Genomic DNA, 18,916 nt, shown 5'->3' with positions numbered 1-18,916 from the left:
ACCTCGCTTTTTGCTGGATAGGGATTAAAAAATTTCTTTGCTTTTGTGACAAATGCCAGATTTGTTTTAACAAAGATTATGGTTCTTATTGCCACGGTTTGCTACTTCAGATTCGTGTAGTTTTAGGGTTTTAAAAAATGCGACCTGAATATACGGCTGATTCATTCTCGTTAGTTTTATACCCGTTTGAGTTGTTTGAACATATATATCGTTTGTTTAACTCGCAGTACTCGAAATTGCAGATTGACAGGAAATTATTTTGCAAAATCCTTATAAGTTTGGCAACCTATAAGGATTGCCTCTTCCGAATACTAAACAAAAGCTACCGCACCACCGCCACCTTACCCCGCGCCAATACAGCACCCCCATCCTCAACCACATAAACATACAACCCCTCCGGCAGATGCGCCACCGAAATGGTTTTATGGGTTTCGTCTGCACCAAGAGTAGTTTGAAGCACGGTTTGGCCGGTGAGGGAGAGAAGTTTTATTGCTATGCCTCCGCCTCCTGTTACCCCTAAATCCCCTGTTACCCCCCAGCCCCCTGAAGGGGACTTTGACCCGCCGGGCAGGGCGAAGGTTAGGGTGTTTTGGGCAGGTTTAGGGTGAACGAGGAGGAGTTTCCCCCTTTAGAGTTAATCTTGCAGGGGTTTGGTTGGTGTGCCGACTTTTGCCGGAATTGAGGATGCTTCGGAGTACCGGTGCTTTATTGCTTTATTCCCGGCAATTATTAATCACAGAGGTTCGCAGAGGCAGCACAGAGAACCACAGAGTATATTATTTTTCTCTGTGCAAAAATCTTCTGGAGAAAAACCTCTACAAGATTAGCCTTTAGGGGGTCAGGTGGTAAAAATCCCTACCGCATCACCGCCACCTTACCCCTTGCGACCACCAAACCCCCTTGCTCTGCGGCGTAGAGATACACGCCGGGCGGCAGGGGCGGAGTTTGGAGGGGGGTAAAGATGTCGTAGGGCGGAAGGGGTTGGGTGGCGATATGCCTGCCTTGTATGTCGTATAAGTGCAACTGCGCCGCAGGATGGGCGGGCAGGTTGTAAAATACTGCCAACTCGCCGTTGCCCAACCATGTTACTTTTACGGGAGAAACCGCAACGTCGCTACCTGCCTGTGGCGGCGGGGTATCCATGCCCGTTACTACCGAGTGGACAATGGCGGTATCGGTACAGCCGCCCTCGCCAAAACAACCCATGGCATTTACTTTCAACAAGACCGCCTGACCTTTCCAAAAACCGGTTTCGGGGTCGGGGCGGTTGGCATAGCCCGTGGCCACTATATCGCCGTAGGGGTCTTCGGTGACCGCATATAAAGGCATATAATGTCCCAATGCTTCCCAATACACAAACTCCCGGGACCAGAACAACTCGCCTTGCGGACTAAGTCTGAATATCCAACCCGTTAAATATTCGGGATATGCTTCCAAGGTGTAACCGCAGCCTATTATATCTCCGTTGGCACACACATACAGGTCTTGTATGTTTCTAATATAATCAACACTGGCAAACGTATATTGCCAAAGACTGTCCCCCTCTGCATTATAGCACCTGACAAAAAAGGATCCCCGGTCTTGTGTTGCTCCTCCAAGTTTTACGCCCCAAGAAACTACAAAGTTGCCGTTTTTAAGGGTTGCCAAGTGCATATTAGCCACACCCATATACACATCGTTAATGGCTTGCTCCCAAATAGTGTAGCCAACGGTATCTGTTTTTCGGAGGTAGCCATAGATTTTGTCGGGTTCGTTTTGCGCACCTATTCCTAATATATACTCTTGCGTGGGGAGGAGGAGGATTTCACTACTACTATTAAAAATATAGCCCTCTATCGGCGAAATGGTATCTTGTCTTAAAATCAATAAGTTTGTATCTAACTTAAGCAATAAATTATTAAGACTTGAAGTATTGCTGCCAAAAGTAGTAAACGAAACTATGTTATCACCATTTAATATGCTAAATGGCGCACTATTCTGTAGTTCATTGCCGTGCGACAAACTTTTTATGCTATCACCTGTTGCGCTTATAACGGTATATAGGTCCTGACTACTTAATACGGCAGTATAATGCCCTCCGCTAACTAAGTAGTTCCCATTTGGTAATTGTATTAGGTTATTAACCCCGGAGTCGAAAGGATAAGTATAAAAAACGGTACTCCACTGAAGGTTTCCGTTTAAATTGGTTCTAAAAATGCCGCTTCCGCCTAATACAGTAATTGACCCTGTCATAACAACATATCCCGTTTCATTAGCCAATATATCTAACCCATTATCTGAACTGGTGCCAGTGATGCTAATGGTTTTTATGTAGTAGTCTTGTGCATGCAAGGACAAACAAGAACAATAATACAGCAGAAATAGGTGAAGTATATTGAGTTTTTTCATTGCTGCCAAAGTTTTACTTTGATATTGAAAAAATCCCCAACAATTTACACAATATGAGTTGTGGAAACTGTCGGAGAAATTGAGATGGTTTAATGCTGAATAACCAGTTTGGTCTGTGCTATACGAACGCCATCAGTTATTAAGCTAAGAAAATAAACACCATTTAACAGGTATGTGGTGGGCAGGGTGAGGGTCTGTTCACCGTCGGGTATGGGTATATGCTGAACAATGTTGCCTTGGGCATTATACAGTTGCAGGGTAGATTGTTTTTCGGTAAGGAAAAGGGGTAGGCTAATTGTTACCTGCTCTTTGGCGGGGTTGGGCTGCACCCAAAGACGGTTGGCGGTTTTGAGGTCTGTAAGAGGTACTTTTGGGTAGGGGGGTGTTGATGAGGTTTTGCCACTTTCGGTAGGTATCAGCCATTCAAACTGCTCGCCTGTCAGCAGGTTTAGCAGGGCTTGTGCGCCGGGGGCTTGGTTTTGGTAGCTTTCAGCTATATTGCTCAGGGCTTGGTACTGGGGTTCGCTCAAGCTAAAAGTATCGGTTGCCGACAGGCGTTGAAGATTGATTTGTTGCACGGTTTTATAGTCCTGCTCATCGGGGGTATCGGCAGGCAGGCTGTTCAAAAGGGTTTGAGCATCGGCAATATTGCCATTGCCGGCTTTCTGACCGATTAAACTGCGCAGGGCAAAGGGGGTGTTTTCGGATAGCAGGAAGTTGTAAAGGACAAATAGTATCATTGCGTTATATTTTTTGTGTGAAGATAGAAAAAATGATACGGTTTGTAAAATCTGTTTGGACATAAGTGCTTGCCAGTCACCCCTAAATCCCCTGTTACCCCTAAAGAGGCTGTCTAAAAAGCATCCACATTGTGGGTTAATTTAAGCTGAAAATTAAGCGGCTATGTCCCATGCACTATCAAAAATGATAAAGTGGAGTACTATTGCTTGATTTTGGTCGGTATATGAGGGATTTTGACCGTTTTTTTGTGCATTTCCCTTCTTCTTTGCCAATTTTCTCAAGTTATGCCCAATTGCCATTAACCCAAATTCAATAGCAACCTTATCAAGCCCCCTTAATGTGAACCTTGTGAACTTGTTGTTGCTTTTCATTTGTCCGAATCTTGCTTCTACTTCTACCGGTCGTTTGCTCCGGTAGTATAACCTTTTGGGGAAGTAAGCAGTTCTCTTGCTCTGTCTCTGTGCCGGTTCAAATTATGGCTGACTTCCATCCTTCTGTTTCCGGGTGAGTTGTGGCACATTTCCCGCATCGGACACCCTTCACAATGTTTGGCTTCATAATAATGCAATTCTGATTCATAACCATTGGAACTTATCCGTTTGCCTTTTCCGGCGAACTCCATCCTTTTATCCATCGGACATACATAATAATCTTCCTGTTTGTTGTAGTATAAGTTCTGAACCAGAAATGGATTATTCTTTTGAGCCTTTTTTTGCTCATGGTGGAAATAATTGTATTTCACATAAGCGGCTATTTGTTTGTTTTCCAGCATTTCGTAATTCTCTTCGCTTCCATAACCTGCATCGGCTGATATTTCTTTGCTTTGGGTTTCGTATTGTTGTTCAAAACCGTCGAGGTGCTTTTCTAAAGTCGTGGTGTCGCCAGGCGTTTGGTGGATGCTGTAATGGGTAATGAACTGATCTTCGGTACTGATTTGTGCATTGTAAGCCGGTTTCAGCTGACCGTTTTGCATGTGGTCATCTTTCAAGCGCATAAAGGTAGCATCCTCATCTGTCTTGCTGTAGCTGTTCCTCCCGCCAAGCGTTTCCAGCTGTTGCTCATATTGCTCCAATTTGGGCAGGTGTTCTTCTGCCAACTTTTTAACTGCTTTTGGATGGTTTTGTCTTTGTCTTTTATTTCGCTGTTCAACTTTGACAGCATTTCTTTTAGCTCTTTGCTGTCAATGGTTTTGGAGGTATCCTCCCCATCCGGTTCCGATTGGTCTTCTTTAATCTGTGATTCTATTACCGACAAGATTGCCTGTATTTTCTTTTCCAATTTCGCTTTGTTTTTCTCTACACTCCTTTCCACACAAAACGATAACGATTGGATGCCGATTCTATCTTCGTACCGTCTATGTATTGGACTTCAAGGCTGACATATTTCAACTTCTGTAACATGCGAACCACATCCCCGAACAACTGCTGAATACTCCCCTTCAGCCTTTTGCCCCGAAAATAATTGATGGTTCTGTAATCGGGCAGGCTATTCCCCCGAAAGCCACATAAAATGAATGTTTTCATGTAACGCTTTTTCGATTTTACGACACGAATAAATATTGTTTAAATAGGCGTAGAACAATACTTTTAACATCATGCGGGGATGATAACTCGTCGTACCTCCACCTTTATATTGCTTGATTATGTGGTCTATATCCAAACCATCCACCAATTCATTTACTAACATAACGGGATGGTTTGCCGGTATCTTGTCAAAAATGTTTTCAGGAAACAGGCTTAACTTATTGGCGGGTATGGCTTTAAATTGTGGTTTCATTTCGCTTGTTTTTATTCCTAAAGTTACAGTTTCTTTCCCTCATAAAAAAATATTTAAATCACTTTTTTTGATTTATGAGAACTGCTTTTTGAGGGGCTTTTTAGACAGCCTCCTTTGACCCGCCGGGCAGGGCGAAGGTTAGGGTGTTTTGGGCAGGTTTAGGGTGAACGAGGAGGAGTTTCCCCCTTTAGGGGGTCAGGGGGTAAAAATCCCTACCTCATCACCGCCACTTTCCCCCTTGCGACCACCACACCCCCTTGTTCGGCGGCGTAGAGATACACGCCGGGCGGGAGGGGCGGAGCATATACGCTAACGACAATTTCCCTTGCCTGTATATTTGGACATAGTTGGGCAGTAAGGGATTGCCAACTTACTGCAACCTCTAAAATATCTCATAAAGCCTGTTTGTTCAGGCTTTAAGGAGCAATGAGAGCGGGTTGATATAAATATGAAAACCATATTAAAACAACATAAAAGAAACGGCTAAGGTAGCCAGCAAATAAAAAAACAAAAACAACGGATAGAAAAAAAACATAAATATCCCCTGTTTGAAAAGAGTTTTACCCCACCCCTGCCCATACATTTTTTTCATCGCCAAAGATAAATATACAGCGCTCAACAATATAGGCCCAAACATCCATTTGGCATTAAAGCCCCAAATCAACATGTAAATGGACAAAAGCAGATATAAAAAGGAATGTAAATGAATAAAAAAGGTGAGGTGTTCTACAAAAAACCTATTTCTACGGATATAGAGGAGTTTAAAAAACAACGCTAAAAGGGGCATTAACAAAATCATCATAAAAGGAAGTGCACCTATAAAATAGTGTAAGAAATCCTTTCCTCTGCTTTTGTATAGTTTTACAAGCTGAGTGGTGATGGTAGTAGCAAACGGATTTTCATTAAAATAGGGATATTCCTTTTTCAGAGAATCCATAGTAGTTTTGGTGTCGTATTTATCTGCAAGTGCAATGACCCTGTCAATAGATATTTTGTCATCCAAAAAGTTAATACTGCCCGATTGGGTAACTTTTACCTCATTCAAAATACTGTCCTTAAGATTAATTTCGATTCCATCGTTATTGATAACCGGAACATCCAAATTGTTTATGGCAGATATCGGCTCAGAATTTTCGACCAAAGACAAGAGCTTTGCCGAAAAAAAGGAAAAGTAAACTAAACTGATGATAAAGTATAAGCGGAAAGGCACCAGATAACGTGCAATCTTACCTTCAGAAAATGCAAGGCTCAATTTGCCCGGCATAAACAAAACCGTACCAATGGTAACCAATAACTTCGAGTCTAAAACAAGGTACATATTGATACTGTCTTTCAGAAATCTGCCAAAAGACACAATACGTTCATTGTTTTCCTGCCCACATTGAGGGCAAAACTCATCCGGTTGATTTTCTGCAAAAACATAGCTGCAGTTTTTGCATATCGGGCTTTTTTGCTTTCGGACTGCCATTTTCAATATAAATTATGGTGTCAAAATTCAATTTCTTATTTACCAATGACTTTTGGAATTCCAAACATCGTATTGGTCATCGAAAACAAGATTGCAAATAGTATGGCCGGTATCATTCCATTTATCGAAAAGCCATCAACGATGTAACCGGCCAACATGACTAATGCCCCGTTTAATACAAGCAAAAACAAACCAAAAGTAAGTATAGTCAGTGGCAAAGTGAGTGTGGCAAGAATTGGTTTGACAAAATAGTTGATTACCCCCATCACAAACCCCACACAAACAGCGGTGAAAAAACTGTTAATAGAGATGCCCGGCAGCAATAATCCTAAAACATAAACCAATAACCCGTTTACCAAAAGGGCAACAATAAAATCTTTCATAGTTCAAACAAATTTGGATTAAAGATACTGAAATACAATTGTACTTGTACAGATTGTAACTTCAATGAATCAATTTGACTTATTTTGTGGCTTAATCCCTACATACACCATGTCTATTCAGGAAGAATCTTATGTCTATCGTTTGCCCGACAATCTTGTTTATGGCCGTAATCCGGTCATTGAAGCCTTTCAAGCCGGCAAAGAGTTTGAAAAACTGTTTGTTCAAAAAGGACTTGGCGGCGATGCTATTAAAACAATTCTTCAATATTCCCATCAGCAGGAAACGTTGGTTCAGATGGTTCCGATCGAAAAGCTTAACCGGCTTACAGGCAACAAAAACCATCAGGGGGTTGCAGGCTTTACCTCACTGATTAAATACTATGAATTGGAAGACATTTTGTCGGAAGCATATAATTCAGCCAATCCTCCGTTATTATTGATTTGCGATGGCATCACTGATGTCGGCAATTTTGGGGCAATGGCACGAACGGCAGCCTGTACAGGGGTAAATGGAATTATCATTCCTCAAAAAGGCGCAGCGACCATCAGTGCGGAAGCTATTAAAGCATCATCGGGGGCTTTGTATGAAATTCCGGTATGTAAGGTCAGGTTTTTAGATCGCTCAATTCATTACCTGCAGGAAAACGGGGTTCAGGTGATTGCAACGGATATTAGCGCTCAAAAATGGATACATCAAACAGACCTGACAATTCCGACAGCTATTATTATGGGTGCTGAAGGGAAAGGAGTCAGTCCTGTTTTTATGAAAATGGCAAATGAAAAGGCAAAAATCCCTATGACGGGCAATTTCAATTCCTATAATGTTTCCGTTGCAACTGGAATCATTTTGTATGAAACCTTGCGACAAAGACTGATTCAAATGGGTTAGACTTCAGGCAATTCTATTAGATTTTTTGATTTTTTTTTTTGCCCGAAGTGGTAAATGCTATGCCCGGATAAAAAAGAAAAAAAGCGGGCGCGGCAGGATTCGAACCTGCGGCCATCCGGTTAACAGCCGGATGCTCTACCACTGAGCTACACACCCTATCCGGGAATCAAACAGATTTAAAAACAGAGGTAAAATTCTTTTTTACTAAGAAGGAAATCCTATTGAATCTCCTAAACTCTATTTCTTTTTTTATGCGGAAGCAGTAGGACTCGAACCCACAATTCTGGTACTAACAGAATTAACTGTTTTCAAGACAGTCTCCTCATCCGGCCGGATTACTTCCTTAGTTATATTTATTAAAAAATTTTTCGATTATCGTCAGATAAGCAGTCAAATATTAGGTGCGTCCGGCAGGTCTCGAACCTGCAACCCTCGCATTAAAAGTGCGATGCTCGACCTATTGAGCTACGGACGCAAAATCTGATGTTTCCCAAAAAACTACAGGTATAACAAACAGAAAAAAGAAAAAACCGCAAGCCACTTTGTTAAAGGTAAGTGCCTTGCGGTTTATCCGGTTTGATACTCAGAAGAACAATAACTATCCGTATCTCGCACCTTCGCCCTTTATGGCATATTCCTGATTTATCCAACTTGCTTTTATGGCATTGGCATTTACAATCATTGCTTTAGGAGCAAAAGAAGTCGGACGATGACTGTTGTTCACTGATCCTGCGGTCAAACGTGCTGAGGCCAATTGATTGGCATTGATTACAAAACGAGACACCTGAACGGCTACGATAACAAAAATTGCGGCTTGGGACATGCTTGAAGTTCTCATGGTTTTTTGGATTTTTAGAGTTTAAAAAAGTATTTGTTTTTATGGGCTTTGTTAAAAACAAAACGCCCGCTTTGTTTTTGGTTACTGCTAAAAACAAAGCGGGCGTTGACATACAATGAGCATAAGGCATTAATTACCTTCTACTTTTTGGGTGTATTGCCGGAATAGCAAACTTTGTATATAGCGTTTATTGAAATTCTTCATCTTACTGTCTTTTTCCACTTTTTCTAACAACCTGATTTAAAAATCTTTTTTTGATATGACTTCCGATAAAAGGTTGTTATCTTCTTTTCTTTATTTGTCTGTTTGTCATCATAGACTTTTAAAGATTAGCCGGGTTTAATAATTTGTAAAAAATTTTTGTTTTTTTTAAAACCTGTTTTATCCCGTAACAACAAGTTTATATAATAAGTTCCGTTGTTTCCCGATTCTATCAAATTTATATTGGATGTTTAATTCGCCTATATCCTTTATATTGTTTACTGAATCCTGCAATGGTTAAATAATTTGGAGCTTATATACTATATTTCCGCTTCAATTCCTTCCAAAATTGTTGAAGATGGCAAATCAGGTCAATGTCTTTATTGCATTTGCTCCAAATGATAACAGCTACTTCGAAGCTTTGCAAAAACATTTAGTTGTTTTGGATCGCAATCCAAATATTCATTTCTGGTACGAAGACAGAACTGAATTCGGAAAAAACAAAGAAGTAACACTTGCTAAAGAACTGGAACAGGCTGACTTCATCCTGTTGATGTTAAGTGCAGATATGGTAGCCTCTGATTTTTACCAAAACAAGATGCTCCCCAATTTGCAGCACTTTAAAGACAAGGAGGTAAAAGTAATCCCTATCATTATCAGAGAAACGCTATGGGACGAAGAACTTTTTGATAAAAGACTCATCCTGCCCAAAAATGGGGTCTGGAGTGATGATATAGGTTACTGGAAAAATCCGGATAAGTTTTATGTTCATGTAGCTTCTAAAATCATCGAATGGGTTGATGATGAATTGAATAACCAGGGCATTGCCTCAGATTTGAGTGGATATGAGAAAAAAAACACAAAAAACAAGTATAAACAAGGAAAAGTGTTGTATCTCATACCGGAACAGATGGAATTGCTCAAACGGCATAATTGCCTGATAAGGATTGCTCCTGAAGAAATTTCCTTAGACGAATTAAAAAAAGGCATAAAAAATATAAGCGAAGCAAACATTCAGGACATTCGGATTGACAGCCTGATGAAAGCTGAGATTATTGACGATACTGATGGAGAATATTTTGATATAAACTTAATCGGTGATTTAGAGCAGGCAATTGAAGAAGACGGTTATACCGATTGGCAATATAGCATTAAGCCGTTAAAGGAAGGTGTTCACAGTTTATGGCTGAAAATCTCCGTCATGGTCAGAATTCCGGAGTTAGACAAGCTGGCCTTTAAAAACATCGTGGTTTTAGACAAAAAAATCATGGTTTCGACCTTTATAGTAGAGCAACAGGAATCATGGCAGGTAGCCGAGAATCAGACTATACCTTTCAGCGCTGTTAACTTGTTAAAAGAGGTTGATGACAGCAATAAAAATGACAGGCGAAAATTATCTAAAATTATATTGCCATTATTACTTGGCATATTAGCTTTTCCTGCTTTTGCCATGTTTGCCTTTACCGATTGGACAACCTCTGTTTATCTAAAATTGGCTTATGACGAACACCGTATGTTACAAGACGAACGAATAGCGGTAAAGAAAAATGGGCAATGGGGTTTTGTCAACAAATGGGGAATTGAAAGTACCAAACCGATGTACGATAAAGTCGGTAATTTTTCAAACGGAATTGCCACAGTAGGAAAAAACGGGCAAGAAACCCGCTTAATTCGGGCAACCAATCAATCAGGTTGGCAAGCAATATGGAACCCAATTGATTATCCTTGCCTTGAGAATGATTGTACTTGTCATGATAACTATTGCGGACTTAATGGCTCTTGTATAAACAAAATATGTATCTGTAAAAACGGTTTTACAGGCGATCGTTGCCAAACACCGCCTTTTTCTTCCGACCCTTGTAAAGACATTGACTGCGGACTCAACGGCAATTGTGTGGATGGGATTTGTATTTGTAAAAACGGCTATTCAGGCGACCGATGCCAAACACCGCCTGCTCCGTCCGACCCTTGTAAAGACATTGATTGCGGGCTCAACGGCAAATGTGTAAATGGGATTTGTATTTGTAAAAATGGCTATAAAGGTTCCCATTGTCAGACTCCGCCTTCACAAACCGATCCATGTATAAATATAAATTGCGGACTAAACGGAACTTGTCTGAACGGAATTTGCAAATGTAAAAACGGCTATACCGGCTTGAGATGCGAACATCCGCCACAAAAAACAGATATTTGTGCCGAGCTTCGTTGCACAGAAAATGGTACTTGTAATCCCGTTACCAAAGTTTGCGATTGCAAACCCGGTTATTCAGGCAAAAGATGTCAGCTCAAATCAGGTTTGTGTTATAATGTAAACTGTGGCAGAAACGGTACCTGCAATCCGGAAACCGGCAAGTGCGATTGCAAAAACGGTTATACCGGTGACAAATGTCAAACTCCCCCTCCCGATCTTTGTAAAAATGTAAAATGTCTGAACTATGGCACCTGTGATCCAAAAACTGGGAAATGCAATTGTACAAATGGCTTTAGCGGCGACAGATGTCAAACTCCGCCTAATCTGTGTAAAGATGTATTTTGTAAGAATAATGGGACCTGCGATCCAAAAACCGGGAAATGTATTTGCCAACCCGGTTTTTATGGAGACCGGTGTGAATACGAAGGGTTAAAATAGAGGCGTGGTTAAATACCAAATGGTTGACATCTTTAAAATGTCAGTTTCCGGTTTTTAAGCGCTTTCATCGCCAGCGTAATGCCTTCAAGAGTTAGTGGGAACATCCGGTTGTCAAACTGTCTGCGGAGCATTTTAATGGAAGTTGCATAGTCCCAGTACTGGTAATGTGAAGGATTCAGCCAAACCGTAAACGGATACTGGTCTTTAATTCTCTGAAGCCAAACCATACCCGGTTCATCATTGTAATGTTCAACACTTCCGGCAGGTTGAGTTATTTCATAAGGCGACATATACCCATCTCCCACTATTATTACTTTGTAGTCGCTGTTATATTTATGCAGGACATCCATAGTGGAAATGCGATCTTGTCTTCGGGTATTGTCTTTCCAAAGGTTTTCGTAGATGCAGTTGTGAAAATAAAAATACTCCAAATGCTTAAACTCATATTTAGCAGCAGAGAACAGTTCAGAACATAGGCGGGAATGTTCGTCCATTGAGCCACCAACATCCAAAAAAAGCAAAACCTTTACCTTGTTTTGACGGGAAGGCATCATCTCTAAATCCAAAATTCCGCCATTGTGAGCGGTTTTATGAATCGTTCCGTCAATGTTCAGTTCATCGGGAAAGCCTTCTCTTGTAAATACCCGTAACCTGCGCAAAGCCATTTTAAAGTTACGCGTATTCAGTTCGGTGTGATCGTCAAAGTTTTTAAAATTCCTTTGGTCCCAAATTTTTATTGCACTTCTGTTTCTTCCGCTTTCTTGCCCGATCCGAAAACCTTCCGGGTTATAGCCATTTGCTCCAAAAGGGGAAGTCCCTCCGGTTCCGATTTGACGATTACCTCCTTCGTGTCGCTCTTTTTGTGTGTTCAGCAATTCTTCAAACCGCTCCATCAGTTTATCCAATCCACCCATTGCTTCGATCAGGGCTTTCTCTTCATCAGTAAGGTTTAACAACCGGTTGGGGGTCAGCCATTCTTCCGGTATCAGCATTTCGGGAGAAAATTGCAGGACTTCTGTTCCTTTAAAATAGTGGCTGAAAATTATATCGAAACGGTCTAAATATTTTTCATCTTTAATCAGAATCGTCCGGCAGAGGTAATAAAAATCCTCCGTACTGTACGCACCTATTTCTTTATCGAGCGCATCCAAAAGGCTGAGGTATTCTTTTAGCGATACCGGTAACCCGTTGGTTTTAAGCAACAAGAAAAAATCTAAAAACATAAATCAGCTTAAAAGTCAGGGCAAAAAATAATGAACCCAAGAATTTCCAAAGGTAATCAATTTACCCTGAATTAGGAATCTGGTTTGGCGATTACCGTTTTATACTTGAAAAACCGTACTTTGGCAACAACACTGAATGAATAAATCCTTTTGTATGCAACATCCCTATTCCATTGGCTTGTACAATTGGCTGGCTCAACATGCCGATGAAAAGAAAGCAATACCTATGTCGAAATACATGCGTTTTAAGTTTCCTTATTTTGGCATAAAATCTCCCGACCGCACCGATTTGGTCAAAACGTACTACAAAGAACATGGTTTGCCTCCTATGAGTGAGCTGGAAACAATTGTTAAGGAACTTTGGAATGAAAAAGAGCGGGAAGCACATTATTCAGCTTTGGATTTGCTCGAAAAAAATGTAAAAAAACTTAACCCCTCTCATTTTCCATTGATAGAATATCTCATCACTCATCAATCCTGGTGGGATACCGTAGATACAATTGCCGGAAGATTGGCAGGTGAAATGTTTAAACGAAATCCCGAAGCAATCGGCCAGTATCCCGAAGTTTGGATAAAAAGTTCTGATTTTTGGCTTCAGCGGGTTGCTATCCTATTTCAGTTAAAATATAGAGATAAAACCAATGCCCCTCTTTTGTTTGACTATATCAACCAATGTGCAACTTCAAAAGAGTTTTTTATTCAAAAAGCTATTGGTTGGGCTCTCAGGGAATATTCAAAAAGCAATCCCCGATTAGTAACCGATTTTATCAATCAAAACAATCTGCCCCCATTGAGCAAACGGGAAGGAATGAAATGGCTGAACCGAAAAAAATAGTGATTATTGGTTAGACGCTATTCGTCGGCAATTGTCAGATCTGTCGAACAGTTCTCTTTGTCATGGTATTGAACCATATTTCAGGTTGGAAATGACCCGTTTTCGGTTGAAAATGACCCATTATCGGTTGAAAATGACCCGTTATCGGTTGAAACTGACCCGTTATCGGTCGAAAATGACCCATTATCGGTTGAAAATGACCCATTATCGGTTGAAAATGACCCGTTATCGGTTGAAAATGACCCGTTATCGGTTGAAAATGACCCGTTATCGGTTGAAAATGACCCGTTATCGGTTGAAAATGACCCGTTATCGGTTGAAAATGACCCGTTATCGGTTGAAAATGACCCATTATCGGTTGAAAATGACCCATTATCGGTTGAAAATGACCCATTATCGGTTGAAAATGACCCATTATCGGTTGAAAATGACCCATTATCGGTTGAAAATGACCCATTATCGGTTGAAAATGACCCATTATCGGTTGAAAATGACTCGTTTCCACATGGAAATGACCCGTTTCCACATGGAAATGACCCGTTTCCACATGGAAATGACCCGTTTTCGGTTGGAAATTTTGGGTATGATAGCAACTGCCCTAAAAAGTGTGTAAGTTAGAAAAAAGTAAGCATCAAAATTTTTTTTAAATTTGTTGATACAAGCAATAAATCAATTCACTATCTTACACCATCATAAAAAAACACATTGGGGAAAACAAACCAACTAACGAAACATTTTTTAAACAGCATTTAAACCCCATTTTATGCGTAATGAAAAAATCCTTTCCCTGATTCCGGCTTTAGGTCAAGCAGTCTTGCAACCGCATTGCCCGATACGGAAGAAGATTCGTATAGATTTAAACAGCTCGTTCAGTTAGAAACCGCTTTGGCGCAAAGCAACCTGACTTACCTCGATATTACCTCCGAAGAAGAAGCATTGGTAAGAGAAATTGCAGCGACCAATACCCTTGCTGCAATGGATGCTCGGGTAGCACTCTACATAGGCTATGGCGAGGAAATTTATATAAATTTGCCACAGTTTCCGCAAGTTATTGCCGAAAGCATCTCGCAGTTGCAATTGCAGTTTAAAAACCAACCCGATACCCATGTATGTAGCATCGTGCCTAACCCCGCCACTAATATCGTTTTGATAAACTACTCCCTACCTGATGAAGAACATGCAATATTTACGGTGTATGATATAAGCGGAAAAACCGTTTATAAACAGATGCTTCAGGAAAGCGGAAGTTTCAGTATAGATATCAGTCAATGGGTAAGCGGTATGTATTACTGCCGTTTATTGGGCAGCCAACAAACAAATATCAGCCGTAAACTGATAGTTGCCAACAAATAGTTTTTCACCTCAAAGTCCCAGCATGTGTTTATGCAGGGACTTTGTTTTAAAAACAAAAGCATGTACAAATCAGCGTATCTTCTTATACTACTACTTTTCTACTATTCGGTTGCCAAGGCTCAGAATAAATACTACGAAAAAACAAAAAACTTTGGCGCATTAACCCAATCTGCCGGAGAAATACACATTTCAAACGACAGTATAATGGCAATATGGTGCGGCACACATCAAACTGTTAGTGCTAACGAAAAAACTTTTTTATTACTAACTGATATAAATCTTGATAATATTGAAAAAATAGACTATGGCTATGATGTTGGAGAGTTTGTTATTCTGTCAATGATTACGACCCCTTATGGATACGCTATTTGTGGGTGGACGACTGATTGGGATAGTAGTAATTATGGCTACCCCTATCTTTTAGAAGTAGATCATGAAGGCAACATACTGAACAATTACGATTTACGAGAATTTCCCTACGAAGGCAATGCCATTGCCTTACTCTACTACCCCGATAGCAATACCTACTATATAGGTGGGAATACATGGTATAGCGGTACCAATACCCAAATGTTGCTCATTAAGATGACCAACGGAGAAGTGGTTTGGCGAAGATATTATGATGATTATGACCACTTGAATGCGATAGTTAAACTACTACCAACACCTGACAACGGAGTTTATGCAGTAGGCATGGTAGATGTTTATCCTTCTTTTTATTTTGGGAATTTTTATTTGGCAAAAATTAATGCATTGGGCGATAAAGAGTGGAGTAATACTTATAGCATAGGATATGAAGATCAAAGCACAGATGGTTTGCAGATAGATAACGGAGGGTTTTTAATAGCCGGAGGAAGCAATTTGCCGGGCGCTGTAAATAATAGTAAGAAATATCCTTCTTTACTGTGTTTGGATTCTCTTGCATATGAACAATGGAATAGAATCACTACTAACCGACAAAAAATAAATTAAGGAGCTGCCCATCGGGGCAAGCTCCTTTTTTCATATTTTGGTTCTACTACAAACTAAAAATATGAGAGACAAAGATAAGCATTTAGTCGGTCAGCCGATATTCAAACAGTTATTAGAATTTGTTCCACGCAACAAATTTGATTTGCTTGTTAATAAGTACCAATCAGATCATTATTACAAGACCTATGATTCGTGGACACAACTTGTTACGATGCTATTCGGGATATTGAGTCGATGTGATTCTATGGGAGAAATCTGTGATGGTATGCAGGGTTTAACAGGCAAACTCAATCATTTGGGCATGGATAAATCACCGGCAAAGAGTACGGCAGGCGATGGTCTTAGAGGTCGAGACAATGAATTTTACCAAGCCGTTTATTTTATGTTACTCGAGCATTTTAAGCCTATTTTGTCGGTCAGCCGGATTGGGAATGTCTCCTTTTCCAAACTTTTCATTTTCGATTCAAGTACGATACGCCTATTTTCGAACATTATGAAAGGAGTTGGTCGCAATCTCAAGAATGAAGGGAAGAAAAAAGGCGGACTGAAAGTTCATATGATGATTGATGCCCACAGTGATACGCCAGAGTTTGTAAAAATCAGTGAAGCTAAACAGCATGACAAGAATTTTCTGCAATATTTGCATCTGTCGCCTCACAGCATGGTTGTGTTTGACAGGGCTTACAACCATTATCTTCAATTTGCTCAATGGACAGAACGACAAATCAATTTTGTATGCCGTTTGAAAAAGAATGCTGTTTATCAGACACAGGAAGTTTTATTTACAGCAGAGCCGGCAAAGAACCAAGCGGGTGTTTTGTCGGAAGAACGCATCTTACTTGCATACAAAGAAGATAAACAAGAAAAGACTTTGCGCCTTCGAAAGGTAACTTACAGGGATGAAAAGGGCGTATGTATGACTTTATCACCAATAATTTTGAGATAAGCCATGAAGAAGTCGCCTATCTATACAAGCTGCGATGGAACATTGAGTTGCTTTTCAAGAAGCTCAAGCAGAATTTTCAGCTGCATTACTTTTATTCCGGAAACAGAGAACGGCATCAAAACTCAAATCTGGTGTACCCTGATTGCACAACTTTTACTGCAAGTGCTTCGGGTAAAATCAGAGAGCAAAAAAGCCTTTTCAACCATTGCAGCACTCATTAGAATTCATCTAATCAGTTATCTTGAAATATTTTGGATGGTGCAAAACAGCCGAAGAGCTTACAGCAAGCTCAAAAAACGAAACAAATCGCCTAGTATCCAAATTGATTTATTCTAAAATAGAGGGGGGTAGGTTTTTGAAGGCTTGGAAAAATTCCTTGAAAATAAAGGGCTTACAATTGTTTTTTGCCGTTTTTTAAAGATTACCCGTTTAATAGTGGAATAGAATATATTTTCCTGAAAGTTCGGGCGGGGGATATATAGGAGAGGTTATTCAGGATGGCGACAACTTTATTTGTATAGGAGGCAAACGCGATGTCGCGGGAAGTTATACAAAAGCCTTCATCATGAAAGTTCGCGGTAGCGATGGAGAACCATTATGGACACGGTTTTATGATTATGGGGTACAGCATGATTATTTCTACAATTTCACCCCCGTTCCGCAACCGTTGGGCGGTTTTGTGTGTGTAGGTCGCACAGAACCTGCATCAGGTGCCGATGTCTATATAGTCAAAACCAACTGCATGGGCTTGCTAACTATGCCGGAAGCTGCATTTACCACAGAGCAAGACCCCGATGTACCAAGCCGTTTCCTGTTCACCAACCAAAGCCAATACGCCTACCCCGACAGCATAGACGGCGGCTACTATGTTTTGAACTGGGGCGATGGCAGCCCGCCCTACCTCTGCGGGCAAGGCTACGCCCCCTGCACCCAAGATACGCTCATTCACACCTACCAGACGGAGGGCATCTACGGCGTTACCCTCCAAGCAATAGTTTGCAACGACACCTCCACCCAAATCCAATCCGTTTGTTTCGGCTTCGCTCCCAATCCGCAGGCAGAATTTAGTTACCAGGATTTCGGCGGTGCTATCATCTTTACCAACCTAAGCCAAAACAGCTACACCGAGCAAGGCGGCTACTATCTCTGGGATTTCGGCGACGCCAGCCAGCCATCATCGGCAGAACACCCCACTCACGAATACGAAGAAAACGGCAGCTACACCGTAACCCTCACCCTCGTTGTTTGCGGAGATACTTCGGTGTATTCGCAAGAGGTGTTTGTGCAAACGGTGGGGAACACACCCCTGCCCCTCTCAAGAGGGGAATTTCCTGACATATTGCAAGTCTATCCAAACCCCGCCCAAAACACCCTAACCTTTCATCGGGTTTCAAAGTCCCCTTCAGGGGATTTAGGGGTAACTGAGGATTTAGAGGTAAGTTTCTACAACCTCACCGGCCAAACCGTGCTTCAAACCACGTTGGGTGCAGGCGAAACCCATAAAACCATTTCGGTGGCGCATCTTCCGGAGGGGGTGTATGTTTATGTGGTTGAGGATGGCGGTGTTGCTTTGGCGCGGGGCAAGGTGGCGGTGATGAGATAGTGAAAAGTGAAAAACTAAAAGTGAAAAGTGAAAACCTGAAAGGCAGGGTGTTTAAAACCTCATGGTTTTGGCGAAACAAATTCCCGCCAAATTACAATTCCGTGTGCAAAGAGTTAAACAAACAAACTATATTTGTAAGAACCAAATCATACCGGAACATGAAACAAACAACCATTGCGCGAACCACATTACAACTCGCCCCCGAAGAAATAGCATTGTTACAAACCATCGCTCAAAGCCAAACAAATATGGCATATTCTGCCCGCAGTTTGCTATACCTTGCTATGGGGCAAGAGTTTGAACAAAACCTGCCGCCACTGCCCGACGAACTCATGTCAGCTAACTGGCAAATGCTTATCAATTATAAACAAGGGGTACAAACAACAGCAAAAGTGCCTTTAAACATTTCACCCAATCCGGCCAAAGATGAAGTTTTTATTCATTTCCAAACGGAAAATGCTCAACCGCACGAGTTACTGTTTTACGACATGACCGGTAAACTAATCAATACGCAAAGACTTTTCGGCTCAGGTATTTATAACCTAAGCACTACCTTATGGAACAACGGCATTTATTACTACTACCTTGTTAAAAACGATGCAGTTTTTGAAGTCGGAAAACTAATAATTATAAAGTGACATTCATCAAATTCCAACAAATCCCGTTTACAG

General features: G+C 41.0%; 17 protein-coding genes, 3 tRNA genes and 1 pseudogene. 10 read left to right on the top strand and 11 right to left on the bottom strand.

The window, feature by feature from the left end:
* Nucleotides 1-322: 322 nt before the first annotated feature.
* The 6 genes and pseudogenes from IPM47_09005 to IPM47_08980 form a co-directional block, all read right to left on the bottom strand.
* Nucleotides 323-571: a T9SS type A sorting domain-containing protein gene (locus IPM47_09005; GenBank protein QQS31430.1), complete on the bottom strand. Its 249-nt coding sequence runs from the start codon at nucleotides 569-571 to the stop codon at nucleotides 323-325.
* Between the two features lie 284 nt (nucleotides 572-855).
* Nucleotides 856-2,388 carry a hypothetical protein gene (locus IPM47_09000; protein ID QQS31035.1) on the bottom strand — a complete coding sequence of 511 codons (1,533 nt, stop codon included), beginning with the start codon at nucleotides 2,386-2,388 and terminating at the stop codon, nucleotides 856-858.
* Nucleotides 2,389-2,477: 89 nt separating this feature from the next.
* Nucleotides 2,478-3,128 carry a T9SS type A sorting domain-containing protein gene (locus tag IPM47_08995; GenBank protein QQS31034.1) on the bottom strand — a complete coding sequence of 217 codons (651 nt, stop codon included), beginning with the start codon at nucleotides 3,126-3,128 and terminating at the stop codon, nucleotides 2,478-2,480.
* Between the two features lie 273 nt (nucleotides 3,129-3,401).
* Nucleotides 3,402-4,905, bottom strand: a pseudogene (locus IPM47_08990) (IS1182 family transposase).
* A gap of 460 nt (nucleotides 4,906-5,365) precedes the next feature.
* Nucleotides 5,366-6,373 carry a DUF3667 domain-containing protein gene (locus IPM47_08985; GenBank protein QQS31033.1) on the bottom strand — a complete coding sequence of 336 codons (1,008 nt, stop codon included), beginning with the start codon at nucleotides 6,371-6,373 and terminating at the stop codon, nucleotides 5,366-5,368.
* A 35-nt stretch (nucleotides 6,374-6,408) separates the two neighbouring features.
* Nucleotides 6,409-6,756, bottom strand: coding sequence for a phage holin family protein (locus IPM47_08980; protein QQS31032.1), 348 nt, complete (start codon nucleotides 6,754-6,756; stop codon nucleotides 6,409-6,411).
* A gap of 109 nt (nucleotides 6,757-6,865) precedes the next feature.
* Here IPM47_08980 and rlmB point away from each other — a divergent pair, with 109 nt between their 5' ends.
* Nucleotides 6,866-7,645 (top strand): 23S rRNA (guanosine(2251)-2'-O)-methyltransferase RlmB, encoded by a 780-nt coding sequence (gene rlmB, locus IPM47_08975; GenBank protein ID QQS31031.1) that lies wholly within the window; start codon nucleotides 6,866-6,868, stop codon nucleotides 7,643-7,645.
* Between the two features lie 84 nt (nucleotides 7,646-7,729).
* Here rlmB and IPM47_08970 read toward each other — a convergent pair.
* From IPM47_08970 to IPM47_08955, 4 genes are all read right to left on the bottom strand, one after another.
* Nucleotides 7,730-7,801, bottom strand: a tRNA-Asn gene (locus IPM47_08970).
* Nucleotides 7,802-7,899: 98 nt separating this feature from the next.
* Nucleotides 7,900-7,988: transfer RNA gene (locus tag IPM47_08965), tRNA-Ser, on the bottom strand.
* Between the two features lie 59 nt (nucleotides 7,989-8,047).
* Nucleotides 8,048-8,120, bottom strand: a tRNA-Lys gene (locus IPM47_08960).
* A 123-nt stretch (nucleotides 8,121-8,243) separates the two neighbouring features.
* Nucleotides 8,244-8,483: a hypothetical protein gene (locus IPM47_08955; protein QQS31030.1), complete on the bottom strand. Its 240-nt coding sequence runs from the start codon at nucleotides 8,481-8,483 to the stop codon at nucleotides 8,244-8,246.
* Nucleotides 8,484-9,042: 559 nt separating this feature from the next.
* Between IPM47_08955 and IPM47_08950 the strand changes: the two genes are divergently transcribed.
* Nucleotides 9,043-11,313, top strand: coding sequence for a hypothetical protein (locus IPM47_08950; protein ID QQS31029.1), 2,271 nt, complete (start codon nucleotides 9,043-9,045; stop codon nucleotides 11,311-11,313).
* A 32-nt stretch (nucleotides 11,314-11,345) separates the two neighbouring features.
* Here IPM47_08950 and IPM47_08945 read toward each other — a convergent pair whose 3' ends face one another.
* Nucleotides 11,346-12,536, bottom strand: coding sequence for a VWA domain-containing protein (locus tag IPM47_08945; GenBank protein ID QQS31028.1), 1,191 nt, complete (start codon nucleotides 12,534-12,536; stop codon nucleotides 11,346-11,348).
* A 154-nt stretch (nucleotides 12,537-12,690) separates the two neighbouring features.
* On the opposite strand from IPM47_08945, the gene IPM47_08940 reads away from it, so the two are divergent.
* The 8 genes from IPM47_08940 (at nucleotide 12,691) to IPM47_08905 (ending at nucleotide 18,883) form a co-directional block, all read left to right on the top strand.
* Entirely contained in the window at nucleotides 12,691-13,371 is a 681-nt protein-coding gene (locus tag IPM47_08940) for a DNA alkylation repair protein (GenBank protein ID QQS31027.1), read from the top strand.
* Between the two features lie 31 nt (nucleotides 13,372-13,402).
* Nucleotides 13,403-13,984 carry a hypothetical protein gene (locus IPM47_08935; protein ID QQS31026.1) on the top strand — a complete coding sequence of 194 codons (582 nt, stop codon included), beginning with the start codon at nucleotides 13,403-13,405 and terminating at the stop codon, nucleotides 13,982-13,984.
* 212 nt (nucleotides 13,985-14,196) lie between these two features.
* The gene (locus IPM47_08930) at nucleotides 14,197-14,724 is read left to right on the top strand and encodes a T9SS type A sorting domain-containing protein (GenBank protein ID QQS31025.1); all 528 of its coding nucleotides are present in this window, start codon (nucleotides 14,197-14,199) and stop codon (nucleotides 14,722-14,724) included.
* A 60-nt stretch (nucleotides 14,725-14,784) separates the two neighbouring features.
* Complete coding sequence (locus tag IPM47_08925) at nucleotides 14,785-15,696, top strand: hypothetical protein (GenBank protein ID QQS31024.1); 912 nt, start codon at nucleotides 14,785-14,787, stop codon at nucleotides 15,694-15,696.
* Nucleotides 15,697-15,757: 61 nt separating this feature from the next.
* On the top strand, nucleotides 15,758-16,642 hold the full coding sequence (locus tag IPM47_08920; GenBank protein ID QQS31023.1) for an IS4 family transposase: 885 nt from the start codon (nucleotides 15,758-15,760) through the stop codon (nucleotides 16,640-16,642).
* The gene (locus IPM47_08915; GenBank protein QQS31022.1) at nucleotides 16,609-16,863 is read left to right on the top strand and encodes a transposase; all 255 of its coding nucleotides are present in this window, start codon (nucleotides 16,609-16,611) and stop codon (nucleotides 16,861-16,863) included. Before IPM47_08920 ends, IPM47_08915 begins: the two co-directional genes overlap by 34 nt.
* 344 nt (nucleotides 16,864-17,207) lie before the next feature.
* Entirely contained in the window at nucleotides 17,208-18,245 is a 1,038-nt protein-coding gene (locus tag IPM47_08910; protein ID QQS31021.1) for a T9SS type A sorting domain-containing protein, read from the top strand.
* Nucleotides 18,246-18,403: 158 nt separating this feature from the next.
* Nucleotides 18,404-18,883 (top strand): T9SS type A sorting domain-containing protein, encoded by a 480-nt coding sequence (locus IPM47_08905; GenBank protein QQS31020.1) that lies wholly within the window; start codon nucleotides 18,404-18,406, stop codon nucleotides 18,881-18,883.
* The last annotated feature ends 33 nt before the right edge of the window (nucleotides 18,884-18,916 follow it).

The sequence above is a fragment of the Sphingobacteriales bacterium genome, from assembly GCA_016700115.1.
In the GTDB taxonomy this organism is placed as follows: domain Bacteria; phylum Bacteroidota; class Bacteroidia; order Chitinophagales; family UBA2359; genus UBA2359.
Note: the sequence above shows the minus strand (reverse complement) of the source record. Positions and strands in the feature narration are given on the sequence as shown.